Origin of the sequence: Rhizobium sp. CF122, assembly GCF_000282035.1 — a bacterium.
Taxonomy (GTDB): domain Bacteria; phylum Pseudomonadota; class Alphaproteobacteria; order Rhizobiales; family Rhizobiaceae; genus Rhizobium.
Genome location: NZ_AKKA01000124.1, coordinates 14,442 through 28,674 on the forward strand (window position 1 = coordinate 14,442; position 14,233 = coordinate 28,674).

Here is a 14,233-nt window from a genome sequence, read left to right on the forward strand (position 1 = left end):
GTTCGGCGGACACCCATGGGCACGTGCGACTTTGGGCTGACCACGAGATAGGAATATTCACCGTCATAATCAAGCGGTTTTTTCGCATCTCCCGGCAGAAAATAATTGAACAATACACCGCAATTTGTTCAACGTGGTGAAACGGCAAGCAAGCAATTGATTTGACTGCCGGTTCGACGCGCTCGGAGACATCAGCCATGGACACCCTCACCCGCATCCGCGCCTTCATCGATGTCGTTGAAGCAGAAGGCTTTTCGGCCGCGGCGCGGCGCACCGGCCGTTCCAAGGCGCTGCTGTCCAAATACGTGCGTGAATTGGAGGACGAACTCGGTGCCCTGCTGCTGAACCGCACCACCCGCCAGTTCTCCATGACCGAGGCCGGTCACACCTACTATCGTACTGCTTCCGATATCCTCAAGGAGATCGACAACCTCGCCGATCTCGTGCGCGAGAATAATGCGCAATTGAAAGGCCGGTTGAAGATCTCGGTGCCACGCACCTTTGTCGATGCCGATGTCGGACAATCGCTGATCGATTTCGCCAAGGAAAACCCCGATCTCGCCCTCGATATCGCGGCCGACGACAGGTTCGTCGATCTGATCGAGGAAGGCTTCGACGTCGCGATCCGCGTGACCAAGCTCGAGGACTCCGGTATGATCGCCCGCAAGATTTCGGATTTCCGCGTCCATCTTTGCGCAACGCCAGACTTCATAGAGCGTCATCCCGATCTCGCCCACCCCTCGGATCTCTCGAACGTCCCCTTCATCATCGACACCAACTCGCGCAGTCAGGGCAGCATCCGTTTCTACAATCCGGACAACAGCTCCTTCGCGGTTGCCGTCGCCGGCCCCATGGAAGTCAACAGCCCGCATGCGACGCTGCGCGCGGCGCTTGCCGGCATTGGCGTTGCGCTGATCCCTGATTTCATCGCCCGCAAGCCGATCGAAGACGGAGAGCTGGTGACGCTGTTCAACGATTACATTCCGACCGATCGCGGCATCTATGCCGTTTATCCGCACCGGCGCTATCTGCCGGCCAAGGTGCGGATCTTCGTCGATTATCTTCACAATTGGTTCAGGAAGCACCCCTGATCGGCCGGGCGCTCCGCGCTGGTCCCAATTCCGTCCCATTTTCTGGCGAGGAATCACGGTGAACAACGGGATCCCCCAGCAAGAGCACGCATGAAGAAATCGACACTCCTGATGGCGTCGCTCCTGTCGCTTCTGCCAGCCGCCGCCTTTGCACACCCGCACGTGTTCGTCGAGGCGCGGCTGGAGGTCGTCGCCGACGATGACGGCAATGTTGCCGAACTGCGCAACGTCTGGCGCTTCGACGAGGTCTTCTCGTCATCCGTCGTGATGGATTTCGACAAGAACACTGACCTGAAGCTCGATCCGAACGAACTGGCCGAGGTCGGCAAGACCGTGCGGGATTCTCTGGTCGACTACGACTACTACATGAACCTCACGATGAACGGTAAGAACATCAAGGTGGGGAAGCCCGATCTGATCCATGTGGATTACAAGCAGGGCCAGCTCCTGATGTTCTTCGCGGTCAAGCCAGCGGAAAAAATGCCGCTCAAGGGCCGCCTGACCTTCGGCGTCTACGACCCGACGCTCTATACGTCGATCGACTTTCCGAGCGACAATGAGCTGGTCCTGGTCGGAGACAGCTTCAAGAGCTGCAAGCACCAGGTCGTTCGCCCGGATGCAGACCAGGTGATCGCCGAGAACAAGCAGTCCCTAACCGACGCTTTCTTCAACGATCCGACGGGGACGAACATGTCGAAGCTCTTTGCGACGCGACTGGACGTGACATGCTGAGGCACCGCCTTCGGCCGCTTGCCCTGGAAATAGCACTCGCGCTCATCGCGGGCATGGCCGTTGCACATGCGCAGTCGCCGCTCGGCATCGGCACGTCGGAGCCGAGCTTCCAGCCGACCGGCGGCCCGCTGGCACCGATTCTACTCTATGTGAACGCGCAGCAGCAGGCCTTCTATCGCGCGCTGACGGGCGCGCTCCGCGCCATGCGCGAGGATTCGTGGCATCTCTGGACACTGATCGGCCTCTCCTTCGCCTATGGCGTCTTTCATGCCGCCGGGCCCGGACACGGCAAGGCCGTCATCTCTTCCTACATGATCGCCAACGAAATCGAGCTGAGGCGCGGCGTATCGATCTCCTTCGTGTCCGCCTTCCTCCAGGGAGTGGTCGCAATCGCGCTGGTCGGCGGAGCGTGGTTGGTGCTGCGCGGCACCGGCATTACCCTAACGGCAGCGACGCAGGCGATGGAGATCGCCAGCTTCATCATGGTCACCCTCTTCGGGTGCTGGCTGCTGTTTCGCAAACTGCGCGCGATCATCGGCGGCATGCCACGCCGCGAGGTTATGGCAACCTCCTCCGGCCCCGTCAGCATGATGCTGGACTGGAAGGAGAATGAGGAACAAAAGCAGGGCTCGAGCTACGCCTTCGGCGAGGCAGACGCGCTCAAGGCCGGACACAAATTCATTGCAGGCATGGCCTGCGAGACCTGTGGCCAATCACACATGCCAGACCCCTCCCTACTTGGCGCGGAAAAGTTCAATATCCGGGAAGCCTGGTCGGCCATCATCGCGGTCGGCCTGCGCCCATGCTCCGGCGCGCTGCTGGTAATGACCTTCTCGCTGCTGAACGGCCTCTATCTCGGCGGGGTCCTGTCGGTGATCGCGATGTCGTTCGGCACAGCTATAACAGTCGCACTCCTGGCAACGCTCGCCGTTGCCGCCAAGGGCACGGCGATGCGGCTCGCAGGCCGAGGCTCTGCCGCCTCGATCTGGATCGGCAATACGATAGAAATTCTAGGCGCCCTGCTGGTGATTGCCATGGGCGCGCTGCTGCTCGGCGCCTCGCTGCAGAGCTAGTCAAACGCCTGCAGCGCTACTTGCCGCGCCGGCGCTGATAGCGTGCTCTCAGCCAGAAGACAACGAAGAAGGCAAGGATCAGGCAGGCGCCGACGCCAGCCGCCAGATAAGGTGAGTAGCTGCCGAGTGCGAGCACAATGGTCGGCATGAAATAGAGGACCAGGCCAGCCGCCACGAGGATGATGGCCGCCGCAATCGCCTGCGAACGGCCTTCCGATTTCGGAGCCGTCATGCGGCTGATTCCTTGCTGATCTCGGCGCGGATCTCTTCCAGCCGGCGCTTCTGCTTGCCGTCCGGATCGAAATTGTCAGGCGACAGCCAGGCCTCGAACGCTGCGTTCAAGACGGGCCATTCGGAATCGATCATCGAAAACCACGCCGTATCGCGGTTTCGGCCCTTGGAGATCATATGCTGGCGAAACACGCCTTCGAAGGTGAAACCGTAGCGGGCCGCCGTCGTTTTGCTCGCCTCGTTCAGATTATCGCACTTCCACTCGTAGCGCCGGTAGCCGAGTGCCTCGAAGATATGCTTGGCCATGAGATAGTGAACTTCCGTGGAGAGCGGCGAGCGCTTCATGTCGGGACCGTGCGCGACGCCGCCGACCTCGATCACGCCATTGGCCGGATCGGCCCGCATGTAGTTCGCCATGCCGACGATCTTGCCGGAGCTGTTGTCACGGAAGATGTGCGTCAGCCAGCCCGATTTGGAGTAGACCGAATGAAGCCAGTTGGCGAAATCATCCATCCCGGTGAAATCGGGCTGCGCAAAATAACGCAGCAGCGGGTTGATGCCCATGCCGCCGAGGCCATCCCACAGCGCTTGCAGATGCTGCTCGCGGACATAGGGTTCGACGGTGACAAAACGCCCCTTGAGGGTCACCGGCCGGGGTTCCGGGCAACCCTTGAAATTCGATAGATCGCGCATGCGCTCCTCCAGATAAGGAGACATGGCTTAGGCCAGCCGTCCGGGAAAGGCAACTGGCCGTTTGATACGCTTACAAACCGACCTTGGCAGAGGAAACCGTCGCCTCGATGTGGTCGACCAGCGCATCCGGAAGACCGAGGCGACCGGCCAGCAGATCAAGGTAGCCGCGCTCGGCGCGCGAATCCGGCTCGATGGTCAGCCGCGAGGCGGTGTAGAGCTCCACCCGTTGCTCCTCGGTGACGGCGGCTGCGACCAGCGCATCGATATCCGTCGGCTGCGACAGCTCCCGTTCGACGAAGAAGGCAGCTTCACCACTGACATCCGCGGCCTTGACCTTGTCGAGGATGAGGGCGCGTTCGCCGTCGTCGATATGGCCGTCGGCCTTTGCCGCCGCGATCATGGCGCGGATGAGAACGAGCACGAATTCGTTGCTTTGCGCAGGCGAGGCCGCACCGAACCCCGACTCGGCGGGCGGCGGCAGCACAGCCGTCTTTGGCGGCGGCGCATCGGATGGCGTCGCCGGTGCCTGCCCTGCCTGATAGTTCTTGTAGGCCTGGTAGCCGAGACCCGCGATCGCGGCGAGACCGCCGATAGCAAGCGCATTGCCGGCCATGCTGCGGCCGGTCTTGGTCCCCAGAAGCACGGTTGCCAGCGCGCCTGCCTTCCACGGATTGTCCTTGGCCATCTGGACCGCGTCACCCGCCCGGTCCCGGACGGAACCGCCGACACCCGGCACCTGCGAACCCAAGAACTGCTCAAGAAGCTTCCTCGCGTCGAACATTCCTCATCATCTCCCTGTCTAGAGGCCAGAGGGGAGATAGGTATCGGCAGCGAAAATACCAAATGCAGGCGGAGCATCCGCCTGCATTGAACGCAGTTTTCTCCGAAATCAGCCCTTCAACGCTGCCGCTTCCGACGCGAGCTTGGTGATGCCGGCCCAATCGCCAGCGGCGATCAGTTCCTTCGGCGCAACCCAGGAGCCGCCGACGCAGATGACGTTCGGCAGCGACAGGTAGTCCATCGCGTTCTTCAGCGAGATGCCGCCCGTCGGGCAGAAAACGGTGCCGGCGAGCGGCGAGGACAGCGCCTTGAGATAGGCGGCGCCACCGGCCTGCTCTGCCGGGAAGAACTTCAGGACCTGATAGCCTTCTTCGCGCAGCGCCATGACTTCGCTGGCGGTCGCAGCACCCGGCAACAGGGGAACGGACGAAGCGCTTGCGGCATCGAGCAGTTCCTGCGTCGCGCCGGGGCTGACGATGAACTTCGAGCCGGCAGCGACCGCGGCGTCCCAATGAGCGGCATTGAGGATGGTGCCGGCTCCGACCTCGGCGCCTTCGACCTCGTCGGCAACGGCGCGGACGGCATCGAGTGCGGCCGACGTGCGCATGGTGATCTCGATTGCCTTCAGACCGCCTGCGACAAGGGCACGCGCCAGCAAAACGGCGGACTTGACGTCGTCGACGATCAGGACCGGGACAACAGGCTGGAGTTTCAGGATGGAAAGGAGCTTTTCTGTCTTCTCGCCCATGGCCGCGTGATCCTTTTGAACCGATTGAATTCGGGACCGAAATAACCCCAAGGGTAAGCTTTGTCGAGCCGAAACCCTTCTTTGGAATAGAATGGGTACCCATGGCGATAAAATTAGGCTAGCGTAATAAAATCGTCACACAAGGTTCACCGGGAATGGCGAAAGAAATCGAGCGGAAGTTTCTGGTGCACAGCGATGCCTGGCGCTCTGGAGCGGAGACGAAATCCCTTTTAAAACAAGGCTATATCGCCTCGATGGATGATCGGTCCGTGCGCGTGCGCGTGCTCGACAACGCGAAGGCACGGTTGACGGTCAAGATCGGCCGCAGCGCGATGACCCGCGAGGAATTCGAATACGATATCCCCGTCGCCGACGCCGAACAGTTGCTTGACGACGCGATCGGCATCATCATCGAGAAAACCCGTTATCGCGTCCCCCACGGCGGTTTTGTCTGGGAGGTTGACGTGTTTGCCGGACAGCACCGTGGCTTGGTGATCGCCGAAGTGGAGATGCGCTCGGAGAGCGACAACCCCGCGCTGCCTTCATGGATCGGCCGCGAGGTGACAGGAGATTTCCGCTATTCAAACCAGGCGCTTGCCACTGAATACGAGCACGATCGGCATGCCCTTTCGCATACGGCCTGACCACAGTTTCACCGCAGAGTTCAGGAAGGCCGCTGGCGGCCAGCTTTCTCATGCGATCCGTACGCTTGAAGAAAGACCAGAGGGCAAGCACGAGGCGATCCACGCTTTTCGCAAAAACCTGAAGCGTGTGCGCTCCCTTTATCGCCTGGTGGCCAGCGAAGTCTCGGAGTTTCGCGAACACGAGAACGCCCGGCTTCGTGATGTAGCGATGTCTCTTTCGGCGATCCGAGATGCGACAGCGCTGATCGAGACCGCCGCCTACCTGAAGAAAAACGCCCGCAACACAGGAGAGGCGAAAGCACTTGGCCGCATTGTCGCAGCACTGGAAAGCCGGCGCGACCACATGGCCGACGCCGAGGTGGATATCGACAGGAAGCTCACTAAAGCGCCGGAGGTGCTGAGGGACGCCATTGCAGCGCTGGAAGAGGTCCACTTCAACGGCGGCCCGCGTCGGAATGCACAGCTTGTCGCCAAGGGCTGGCGCAAGACAACGCTGAAGGCGAGGAAAGCCATCGAGCATTGCCAGGCCGAGGCCTCAGCGGAAGCCTTTCACACATTGCGCAAGCGGGCACAGGACTACCGGGCATACCATCGGCTGCTTCGGCCGCTTTGGCCGGCAGCGATGAAGGCGAAATACGAGGTGACGAGCAGCCTGATCGATCTGCTCGGTCATATCCATGACCTCGACGTGCTCTGCGCATTGGTGGAGGCCGAGCCGCAACATTTTCCCAATGCCGACGATCTCGCGCGCCTGCTCGATGCGATCATCTTCCGCCAGCAGGAGGACCGACATGCGGCACTGGAACGGGCAGAGGACGTCTTCGCCGATGATCCGCAGGAGGAAGCGGACCGGATCGAATTGCTCTGGCGAGCTCAGGTGAGCTGAAACGCCCCAATTGCGCAGACGGCCCGAAAGCTGTATTTGCAGCCGCATGACAGACACGCTGACCCAATCGACGGCAGCGGCGAGCCCCTTCCTCGTCGCGGCACTTTATCATTTCGTTTCCGTGCCGCGCTTTGAAAGCTTGCGCGAGCCGCTGCAGGCGCTTTGCGAAGAAAACGGCGTGAAGGGGACGCTGCTTCTGGCGCATGAAGGGATCAACGGCACGATCGCCGGACCGGACGCGGGTATCAAGACAGTGCTCGCCTATCTGCGTGCGCAGCCGGAATTTGCCGCTCTCGAGCACAAGGAGAGCCGCGCATCGAAGATGCCCTTCCTGCGCATGAAGGTGAAGCTCAAGAAAGAGATCGTCACCATGGGCGTCGAGAACATCGACCCCAACAAGGTGGTCGGTACCTACGTGGCACCGCAGGACTGGAATGCGCTGATCTCCGATCCGGATACCATCGTCATCGACACGCGCAACGATTACGAGACGGCGATCGGCATTTTTCGCGGCGCGCTTGATCCGCAGACCAAGACCTTCCGCGAGTTTCCAGACTGGGTGCGCAACAATACAGGCCTCCACAACAAGCCGAGGATTGCCATGTATTGCACCGGCGGCATCCGCTGCGAGAAGGCCACCGCCTTCATGAAGGAACGGGGCTTCGACGAGGTCTACCACCTCAAGGGCGGTATCCTGAAATATCTCGAGGAAATCCCGCAGGAAGAAAGCCTCTGGGACGGCGCCTGCTTCGTCTTCGACGAGCGCGTGTCGGTCGAGCACGGGCTGAAGGAGGGCGAGCACAAGCTTTGCCACGCCTGCCGCAATCCGATCACTACTGAAGAGACTACTTCACCCCACTACGAGGAAGGCGTCTCCTGCAGCAACTGTTACAGCACGCGCAGTGAGGACGACCGCCTGCGCTACCGCCAAAGACAGCATCAGATCGCGCTTGCCAAGAAGCGCGGTCAGAAGCACATCGGAACCTGATCAGGCTGCATTGGTGCGGCGCGTTGTGACCTTCGCCGCGCGGGCCTGCATCAGCCGCTCGGTGATCTGATCGGCCGGCATCGGCCGGCCAAAGAAGTAGCCTTGCAACGTGTCGCAGCCGAAGAGCCGCACTGCAATGCCCTGCTCCTCGGTCTCAATACCCTCGGCCGTGACCGGTATATCGAGCGAGCGGGCCAGCGCCACTGTCGCCTGCAGCATTTCGCGCTGGCTGTCGCTTTCCAGGATATCCATGACCAGCGAGCGGTCGATCTTGATCCGGTCAAAACCGAACTGGCGCAGATAACCGATGGACGAGAAGCCCGAACCGAAGTCATCAAGCGCAATTTTGACACCCAACGCCTTCAGCCGCTCGATCGCTTGGCGTGTGCGCTGCGGGTTCTGGATCATATAGCCTTCGGTGACTTCGAGCGTCACCCGCTTGGCCTCGATCTCTGTCTGCTTCAAGACGTAGCGGACATAGTCGGCAAAGGCGGGGTTGCGGAATTGCCCCGGAGAAACGTTGACCGAGATACGCAGTTCCGGCCACTGCTTGGCGGTTTCGCAGGCCTTGCGCAGCACGAAAAGCCCTAGCGCCTCGATAAGCCCGCTGGTTTCCGCGACAGGAATGAAGACCTCAGGCGAGACCGGTCCGTGACCCGGTCGGTTCCACCGCACCAATGCCTCGACGCCGGTCATTTCATGGGTCGCCGCATCGATCAGCGGCTGATAGGCGATCTGCAAGTCGCCGCCTTCGATCGCCATCCGCAAATCGAGTTCCAGCGCATTGCGCTCTTCGCGATCGGCGTCCATGGCAGGGTCGTAAAGTGTCATGCGTGCACGGCCAGCTTCCTTGGCCTTATACATGGCAAGGTCGGCCCGGCGCACCAGCTCTTCACGGTCGATCGTGCCACCTTCCGACATCGCGATACCGATGCTCGCGCCGATGACGACGACGCGTCGACCGATCTCCAGCGGCTCCGCCAGGAAATCCAGTATCTGCTCGGAAAGCTGCAGGGCAACCGCCTGTTCGCTCTCGGAAACGAAAGCAATGGCAAACTCATCGCCGCCGATACGGGCGAGAACGGCGTTCTCCGGAATGAGCACGTTAAGGCCAGCGGCGACCGCGCGGATCAGCTGGTCGCCGGTGCCATGGCCATAAGCGTCGTTGACTTCCTTGAAGCCATCGAGATCGAGATAGAGGATAAGCACGTTGCGACGTGTCTGTGCCGCCTCGTCAACGAAGGCGTCGATTGCCGTTCCAAGCCCGTCGCGGTTCAGCAGGCCACTCAACCGATCACGATTGGCTTCCTCGCGGGCATTGATTTCTTCCGCCTTGAGGCGCCGCAGCGCCAGCCAGCCGATGATGAGCAGAACGACGAAGAACAGGCCGACAAGCCCGAGCGCCTCGACGACCATTGGACGAACTTCGCCATAGCCGATATCGCCGGGAGCCCGCGACATCCAGATAAGCTTTCCAAGGGCAACCGATTGCGCGTCCGAGATTGTCACCGAATAGGGGGCTTCGAAGTTCGGAGCGACCAGTTTCAACCCACCGATAACATAAGTCGCACCAAGCTCGGCGACCTTGTCGGCACTAAGGTGCCGCGCGAATATGAGGTAGCGATGTTTTCCGGCCGGCACGTCAAGCGCACCGGATTTCTCGCGAACGAGCGCCACACCGACTGCCGCGATACCGGCCTTGGTGCCAATGAAGCCCGTCGCTTCCGGATTGTCCTGTGGCCCCGCAGCCTTTGCCTTGTTGAAAAGCATCCAGAGCGATGGGGAGAAGAATTCGTCCAGCGAGCCGTCCATCGGCTTGCCTTCCCGATACGCCATGATCGGTTTCTTCTCATCATCGATGACGATCGCCATGTCGAAGAGGGAGCTGTTGACCGACATTTCGCCGTAGTTGCTGATCGTCCAGGCCATACCATCGGCCGTATAGACGTTCACCGCGGCATCGTCCCAGGCCGCGTAGTCGTTGAGCGTCGCGCCCAACTGCATCTCGAAGGTCTTCAGTGCGCCGGATATGGTTTCCCACGAACGCTCGTCGTCCAGCACATTCGATCGCTCCGCAACGCGTTCAAGCGCGCTGAGCACCATGACCGTGACAATCGCGACGACAATGGCAAAAGAAAAAAGCACGCCGGCAACGGTCGCATGACGACCGATGCCCGAAATTTTTCTGCTGCCCTCGAAAATTGCCCGCATTCACTGCTCCCCGATCAAGGAAGTCTGCCAGCGAATGGCTCAAAAAACGGTTAAAGGGCGATATAACGATTAATCGTCTACGATTTGGCAAAAGCGTGCGAATAACGCAGACACGCGTATATTTTATCAATAGTTTCAAAAGCTTGAGAAAACAAGCTAGATCCCGGCGCGATTGATTGCAGCGCAGAATTTTACAAGCGCTGATACAAGAAGACCGCTTTGGACGCTCTCGGCGAGGACGGCGGCCTGTACGTCCTCCGATTTGCCGAGCAACGAGATCGGTAGAAAGGCCTCGTCGACAAGCCGAAACGACATTGTCTTCACGACCTCGGTCAGTTGGTCCAGCGCGAAATCGCCGCGATGCGAGGCATGCGCGATCATCGCGGGCTTGAACGGCACCTCGTCGCGGGAGACCAGCCAATCCAGCGCGTTCTTCAGTCCGCCCGGCAGGCCATGGGCATATTCCGGGCAGGCGATGACGATGCCATCGCACGCACGGACCTTGGTCGCGAATTCTTCAACAACGACAGGCGTGTTCTCGCCCTCGCGATCAGGGTTGAAGATCGGCAGCTCGCCGATGAGCTCGCTGATCTCAATCGAAACGCCTGCCGGCGCATTGTCGCGCAGCGCTTCGAGCAGCCGGCGATTGGTCGAAGCCTTTCGCTGGCTGCCGCAGAGCGCATAAAGGAAGAGCGGCTTTTCCATGCGCCCGGTTTAAGCCACGGCGCCGATTCGCGCCATGCGCTCGTCAGCTGCTCTTGTGGTTGCCCTTCGGGAACTGTGCGGCAAGTTCGCTGTACCACTTGCCACTCTTCTTCACGGTGCGGACCTGGGTGTCATAGTCGACATGCACGAGACCGAAGCGCATGCGATAACCCTCTGCCCACTCGAAATTGTCCATCAGACTCCAGGCGAAGTAGCCGCGCATCGGATAGCCGTCCTTGATCAGGTCGGCGACGACATCGAGGTGCTCGCTATAGTAGTCGAGGCGCGGCTGGTCATCGACCTCACCGTTGACGACGCCCATGTCGTAGCAGGCGCCGTTCTCCGTGATGTAGCACTCCGGCAGCTCGTAGCGGCGATAGAGATCCTCGACGACGTTCTTCAGGCCGGGCGCGTAGACTTCCCAGCCGATATCGGTCTTCACGTCGCTGGCGCGCGGCGCCTCGACCGTCCAGGGGAAGTCGCCGTTCTTATCAGGATCGTCGGCAACGCGTAGCGGCGTGTAGTAGTTGAGACCCCACCAGTCGAGCTTCTGATTGATGATCCTGAGGTCGCCCTCTTGCACGACCGGCATGCGGTCGCCGAGCGCTTCCAGGAACTCTTTCGGATATTCGCCCATGAAGACCGGATCGAAGAAGGCGCCGTTATGGAACTGGTGCGCGCGTTCGCCCGCCGCCTTGTCGGCTGCGCTGTCAGAGCCCGGCATGACGGACATCGCATTGAGTACGAGCCCGACCGGCACGTTCGGCGCCTCGGCCCGGATCGCCTCGACGCCGAGGCCATGCGCGAGGTTCATATGGTGCATGGCGTGGAGCGCGGCTTGCATGTTGCGCTCGCCCGGCGCATGAATGCCGTAGAGGTGGCTGAGCCAGACGATGCACCACGGCTCGTTGAAGGTCGCGACGCTGTCGAGGCGGTCGCCAAGGCGGGCCATCACGGTCTTGGCGTAGCGCTGGAACGCGTAGGCCGTCGAGCGCGCCGTCCAGCCGCCGTCGCCGGCGAGAAGCAGCGGCAGATCCCAATGGTAGAGCGTTGCGAAGGTCTTGATGCCGCGCGCCTTGCAGCCATCGACGAGACGATCGTAGAAATCGAGCCCCGCCTCGTTCACCGGACCGGTGCCGTCAGGGATGATGCGTGGCCAGGCGATCGAGAAGCGATAGGCTTCGACGCCCATGGACTTGATGAGATCGAGATCCTGATCGAGCCGATTGTAATGATCGCAGGCGACATCGCCGTTGTCGCGGTTGAAGACGCGGCCCGGCATGTTGCAGAAGGCGTCCCAGATGGAAGGCTTGCGGCCGTCTGCCTTGGAAGCGCCCTCGATCTGGAACGCTGCCGTCGCAACGCCAAAGGTGAAATCGCCCGGGAAGCAGGCAGCAAGGGTCTTCGGATCGATCATGGAAATCCCATTCTTTTGGTTTCGAGGGCGGTTTAGCCAAGCGAGCGGGCGTTGTACAGGGTGGAAATGACAGCGCTGTAACGTTTCAGTCGCGCCCTTGCCGCCGTTCCGCGTGCTGCCGATGCCACTGCCTTGCATTACACGTCTTTTCGCGAAACAACCCTCTCATGAGCATTCCCGCGACACATCCTTTCACCTTCGACCCCACCTACGGCATGACGCTTGCCGACTTAAAGGCAATCGTCCCGCCGGAGGCGCCGCCGGGCTTCGACGGGTTCTGGCAGGCCCGATACGAAAAGGCGATCGCTACCGACCCGCAGCCGGTGCTCAGAAAGAGCAAGCTGACGCATCCTGACTGGCAGGTTGTCGACATCGCCTACACCTCCACCGGTGGCTTCGAGATCGGCGGCTGGTTGCTTTTGCCGCGCGAACGGCCGGTGCGCCGCGGGCTGGTGGTGGGCCACGGCTACGGCGGTCGCGACGCGCCGGATTTCGACCTGCCGGTCGAGGAGGCGGCCATTCTCTTCCCCTGCTCCCGCGGCCTGTCGCTTAGCGCCCGCCCGCCAATCCCGCTTGATGCGTCTGGCCACGTCCTGCAGGGCATAGACCGTCCGGACACCTACATCATCGGTGGCTGTGTCGATGATCTCTGGCTTGCCGTTTCAACGCTCCTGACACTCTATCCGTGGCTTGCCGGTCACATCGGTTACAGCGGCATCAGCTTCGGCGGCGGCATCGGTGCACTGGCGATCCCATTCGATCCGCGCATCAGCCGCGGCCACCTCGTCGTCCCAACCTTCGGCGACCGGGAGCAATGGCTGACCCTGCCGACCGTCGGCAGCGCCTTTTCCGTGCAGACCTATCAGAAGACTCATGGAAGCGTGCTTAAGACCCTGCGCATGTTCGACGCGGCAACTGCCGCAAGCCGGATCAAGGTGCCGATGCTGGCAGCCGTCGCCCTCTTCGACCCCGCCGTCGCACCGCCCTGCCAGTACGCGGTGGCCAACGCCCTGCCGACATCAAAGTATAATGAAACCTTCATATTGGATGCTGGACACTTCGATTATCCTGGAAGCACCGAGCAGAACGCGATTCTGCGTGAGAAAGTCCGAGATTTTTTCAAGGTGTTATGAACCGGGAATATTTGCGCTGGCATAGTCCGCGCCTGCATCGCGAGATGGAGCTACTGGTGTTCGGCCATGCCGGCGCCAAGGTGCTGATGTTTCCGACGCGCGAGGGACGTTTCTGGGAATATGAGAGGCTCGGTCTTGTTGAAAGCCTTGCCGACAAGCTGCAAGCCGGCCAACTGCAACTCTATTGCATCGAGGGGCTGGCCGCAGAGACCTTCTACGGCTTCGACCGGCATCCGGCCGAACGCATCCGTCGCCACACGGCCTTCGAAGAGTATATCCTGAATGAAGTCCTGCCGCTCATGGCGTCGAAGAACGGACATGAATGCACCATCGTGCATGGCTGCAGCCTCGGCGCTTTCCAGGCCGCGAGCCTCGTCTTTCGGCATCCGCTCCTGTTCCGCAAGCTCGTCGCCTTTTCCGGCCGCTACGACCTGACGATAAGGGTCGAATCCTTCGGCGATCTGTTTGACGGCTATTACGATGATGCGGTCTATTTCCACACGCCGACGCACTTCCTGCCGGGGCTCCATGGCGGCCGGCAGCTGGCGAAGCTGCGCGAGGTCGAGATTGTCCTGACCATCGGTGACGCCGACCCTTTCCTGGACAACAACTATCACCTCAGCCGTCTGCTTGCGGAAAAGCAGGTCGGCCATCAGCTCCATGTCTGGGAAGGCCGTGCTCACCGGGCAGGGGCCTGGCGCAAGATGGCGGGCCTCTATATTTGACACCGCACTCAGCGCCTAGAGGAGAACCTCTTCGCCAAGCGGAAGCTGAAACCGCCGAGATATGTCGATATTCTCCAGAAACACCTCGTCGTGACTGACGACAAGCAGCGCACCGTCATAGGCTTGCAGACCCGCCTCCACGGCGGCGATGGAATCGATGTCGAGATGGTTCGTCG

The 14,233-nt window shown here is 60.9% G+C and carries 15 protein-coding genes; 8 read left to right on the forward strand and 7 right to left on the reverse strand.

Annotation, left to right across the window (positions count from 1 at the left end; all coding sequences use genetic code 11):
• Positions 1 to 197 precede the first annotated feature (197 nt).
• The 3 genes from PMI09_RS29280 (at position 198) to PMI09_RS29290 (ending at position 2,896) form a co-directional block, all read left to right on the forward strand.
• Positions 198 to 1,091, forward strand: a complete 894-nt coding sequence (locus PMI09_RS29280) for a LysR family transcriptional regulator (RefSeq protein WP_007802891.1) — start codon at positions 198 to 200, stop codon at positions 1,089 to 1,091.
• Positions 1,092 to 1,181: 90 nt separating this feature from the next.
• The gene (locus tag PMI09_RS29285; protein WP_007802892.1) at positions 1,182 to 1,823 is read left to right on the forward strand and encodes a DUF1007 family protein; all 642 of its coding nucleotides are present in this window, start codon (positions 1,182 to 1,184) and stop codon (positions 1,821 to 1,823) included.
• 53 nt (positions 1,824 to 1,876) lie between these two features.
• Positions 1,877 to 2,896 carry a nickel/cobalt transporter gene (locus PMI09_RS29290; protein ID WP_244423841.1) on the forward strand — a complete coding sequence of 340 codons (1,020 nt, stop codon included), beginning with the start codon at positions 1,877 to 1,879 and terminating at the stop codon, positions 2,894 to 2,896.
• A 16-nt stretch (positions 2,897 to 2,912) separates the two neighbouring features.
• On the opposite strand, the gene PMI09_RS29295 is transcribed toward PMI09_RS29290, so the two are convergent.
• The 4 genes from PMI09_RS29295 to PMI09_RS29310 all read right to left on the reverse strand — a co-directional run bounded on the left by PMI09_RS29295 (position 2,913) and on the right by PMI09_RS29310 (position 5,348).
• Complete coding sequence (locus PMI09_RS29295) at positions 2,913 to 3,128, reverse strand: hypothetical protein (RefSeq protein ID WP_007802896.1); 216 nt, start codon at positions 3,126 to 3,128, stop codon at positions 2,913 to 2,915.
• The gene (locus PMI09_RS29300; protein ID WP_007802898.1) at positions 3,125 to 3,820 is read right to left on the reverse strand and encodes a GNAT family N-acetyltransferase; all 696 of its coding nucleotides are present in this window, start codon (positions 3,818 to 3,820) and stop codon (positions 3,125 to 3,127) included. The genes PMI09_RS29295 and PMI09_RS29300 overlap by 4 nt, the downstream gene beginning before the upstream one ends.
• A 70-nt stretch (positions 3,821 to 3,890) precedes the next feature.
• Positions 3,891 to 4,601, reverse strand: coding sequence for a tellurite resistance TerB family protein (locus PMI09_RS29305; protein WP_007802901.1), 711 nt, complete (start codon positions 4,599 to 4,601; stop codon positions 3,891 to 3,893).
• A gap of 108 nt (positions 4,602 to 4,709) precedes the next feature.
• Positions 4,710 to 5,348: a 2-dehydro-3-deoxy-phosphogluconate aldolase gene (locus PMI09_RS29310; RefSeq protein ID WP_007802903.1), complete on the reverse strand. Its 639-nt coding sequence runs from the start codon at positions 5,346 to 5,348 to the stop codon at positions 4,710 to 4,712.
• A gap of 155 nt (positions 5,349 to 5,503) precedes the next feature.
• On the opposite strand from PMI09_RS29310, the gene PMI09_RS29315 reads away from it, so the two are divergent.
• From PMI09_RS29315 to trhO, 3 genes are read left to right on the forward strand one after another with little or no spacing between them, the layout of a single operon-like run.
• Positions 5,504 to 5,992: a CYTH domain-containing protein gene (locus PMI09_RS29315; protein WP_007802905.1), complete on the forward strand. Its 489-nt coding sequence runs from the start codon at positions 5,504 to 5,506 to the stop codon at positions 5,990 to 5,992.
• Entirely contained in the window at positions 5,970 to 6,878 is a 909-nt protein-coding gene (locus PMI09_RS29320; protein ID WP_007802907.1) for a CHAD domain-containing protein, read from the forward strand. Before PMI09_RS29315 ends, PMI09_RS29320 begins: the two co-directional genes overlap by 23 nt.
• A gap of 46 nt (positions 6,879 to 6,924) precedes the next feature.
• On the forward strand, positions 6,925 to 7,866 hold the full coding sequence (trhO, locus tag PMI09_RS29325; RefSeq protein ID WP_007802910.1) for an oxygen-dependent tRNA uridine(34) hydroxylase TrhO: 942 nt from the start codon (positions 6,925 to 6,927) through the stop codon (positions 7,864 to 7,866).
• Here the strand turns inward: trhO and PMI09_RS29330 are convergent, their stop codons facing one another.
• The 3 genes from PMI09_RS29330 to PMI09_RS29340 all read right to left on the reverse strand — a co-directional run bounded on the left by PMI09_RS29330 (position 7,867) and on the right by PMI09_RS29340 (position 12,199).
• The gene (locus PMI09_RS29330; protein ID WP_007802911.1) at positions 7,867 to 10,077 is read right to left on the reverse strand and encodes a bifunctional diguanylate cyclase/phosphodiesterase; all 2,211 of its coding nucleotides are present in this window, start codon (positions 10,075 to 10,077) and stop codon (positions 7,867 to 7,869) included. It lies immediately after the preceding gene.
• A gap of 156 nt (positions 10,078 to 10,233) precedes the next feature.
• Complete coding sequence (locus PMI09_RS29335; protein WP_007802913.1) at positions 10,234 to 10,782, reverse strand: NADPH-dependent FMN reductase; 549 nt, start codon at positions 10,780 to 10,782, stop codon at positions 10,234 to 10,236.
• A gap of 43 nt (positions 10,783 to 10,825) precedes the next feature.
• The gene (locus PMI09_RS29340) at positions 10,826 to 12,199 is read right to left on the reverse strand and encodes a GH1 family beta-glucosidase (RefSeq protein WP_007802915.1); all 1,374 of its coding nucleotides are present in this window, start codon (positions 12,197 to 12,199) and stop codon (positions 10,826 to 10,828) included.
• A 167-nt stretch (positions 12,200 to 12,366) separates the two neighbouring features.
• Here PMI09_RS29340 and PMI09_RS29345 point away from each other — a divergent pair, with 167 nt between their 5' ends.
• The gene (locus PMI09_RS29345; protein WP_007802917.1) at positions 12,367 to 13,332 is read left to right on the forward strand and encodes an acetylxylan esterase; all 966 of its coding nucleotides are present in this window, start codon (positions 12,367 to 12,369) and stop codon (positions 13,330 to 13,332) included.
• Positions 13,329 to 14,057, forward strand: a complete 729-nt coding sequence (locus tag PMI09_RS29350; RefSeq protein ID WP_007802920.1) for an esterase family protein — start codon at positions 13,329 to 13,331, stop codon at positions 14,055 to 14,057. The genes PMI09_RS29345 and PMI09_RS29350 overlap by 4 nt, the downstream gene beginning before the upstream one ends.
• Positions 14,058 to 14,233 lie beyond the last annotated feature (176 nt).

Excerpts from the sequence above, each read along its gene's own strand:
- PMI09_RS29290 (WP_244423841.1), top strand. The coding sequence starts at position 1,877 with ATGGCCGTTGCACATGCGCAGTCGCCGCTCGGCATCGGCACGTCGGAG.
- PMI09_RS29300 (WP_007802898.1), bottom strand. The coding sequence starts at position 3,820 with ATGCGCGATCTATCGAATTTCAAGGGTTGCCCGGAACCCCGGCCGGTG.
- PMI09_RS29350 (WP_007802920.1), top strand. The coding sequence starts at position 13,329 with ATGAACCGGGAATATTTGCGCTGGCATAGTCCGCGCCTGCATCGCGAG.
- PMI09_RS29315 (WP_007802905.1), top strand. The coding sequence starts at position 5,504 with ATGGCGAAAGAAATCGAGCGGAAGTTTCTGGTGCACAGCGATGCCTGG.
- PMI09_RS29285 (WP_007802892.1), top strand. The coding sequence starts at position 1,182 with ATGAAGAAATCGACACTCCTGATGGCGTCGCTCCTGTCGCTTCTGCCA.
- PMI09_RS29320 (WP_007802907.1), top strand. The coding sequence starts at position 5,970 with ATGCCCTTTCGCATACGGCCTGACCACAGTTTCACCGCAGAGTTCAGG.
- PMI09_RS29330 (WP_007802911.1), bottom strand. The coding sequence starts at position 10,077 with ATGCGGGCAATTTTCGAGGGCAGCAGAAAAATTTCGGGCATCGGTCGT.
- PMI09_RS29305 (WP_007802901.1), bottom strand. The coding sequence starts at position 4,601 with ATGTTCGACGCGAGGAAGCTTCTTGAGCAGTTCTTGGGTTCGCAGGTG.
- trhO (WP_007802910.1), top strand. The coding sequence starts at position 6,925 with ATGACAGACACGCTGACCCAATCGACGGCAGCGGCGAGCCCCTTCCTC.
- PMI09_RS29335 (WP_007802913.1), bottom strand. The coding sequence starts at position 10,782 with ATGGAAAAGCCGCTCTTCCTTTATGCGCTCTGCGGCAGCCAGCGAAAG.
- PMI09_RS29280 (WP_007802891.1), top strand. The coding sequence starts at position 198 with ATGGACACCCTCACCCGCATCCGCGCCTTCATCGATGTCGTTGAAGCA.
- PMI09_RS29295 (WP_007802896.1), bottom strand. The coding sequence starts at position 3,128 with ATGACGGCTCCGAAATCGGAAGGCCGTTCGCAGGCGATTGCGGCGGCC.
- PMI09_RS29340 (WP_007802915.1), bottom strand. The coding sequence starts at position 12,199 with ATGATCGATCCGAAGACCCTTGCTGCCTGCTTCCCGGGCGATTTCACC.
- PMI09_RS29345 (WP_007802917.1), top strand. The coding sequence starts at position 12,367 with ATGAGCATTCCCGCGACACATCCTTTCACCTTCGACCCCACCTACGGC.
- PMI09_RS29310 (WP_007802903.1), bottom strand. The coding sequence starts at position 5,348 with ATGGGCGAGAAGACAGAAAAGCTCCTTTCCATCCTGAAACTCCAGCCT.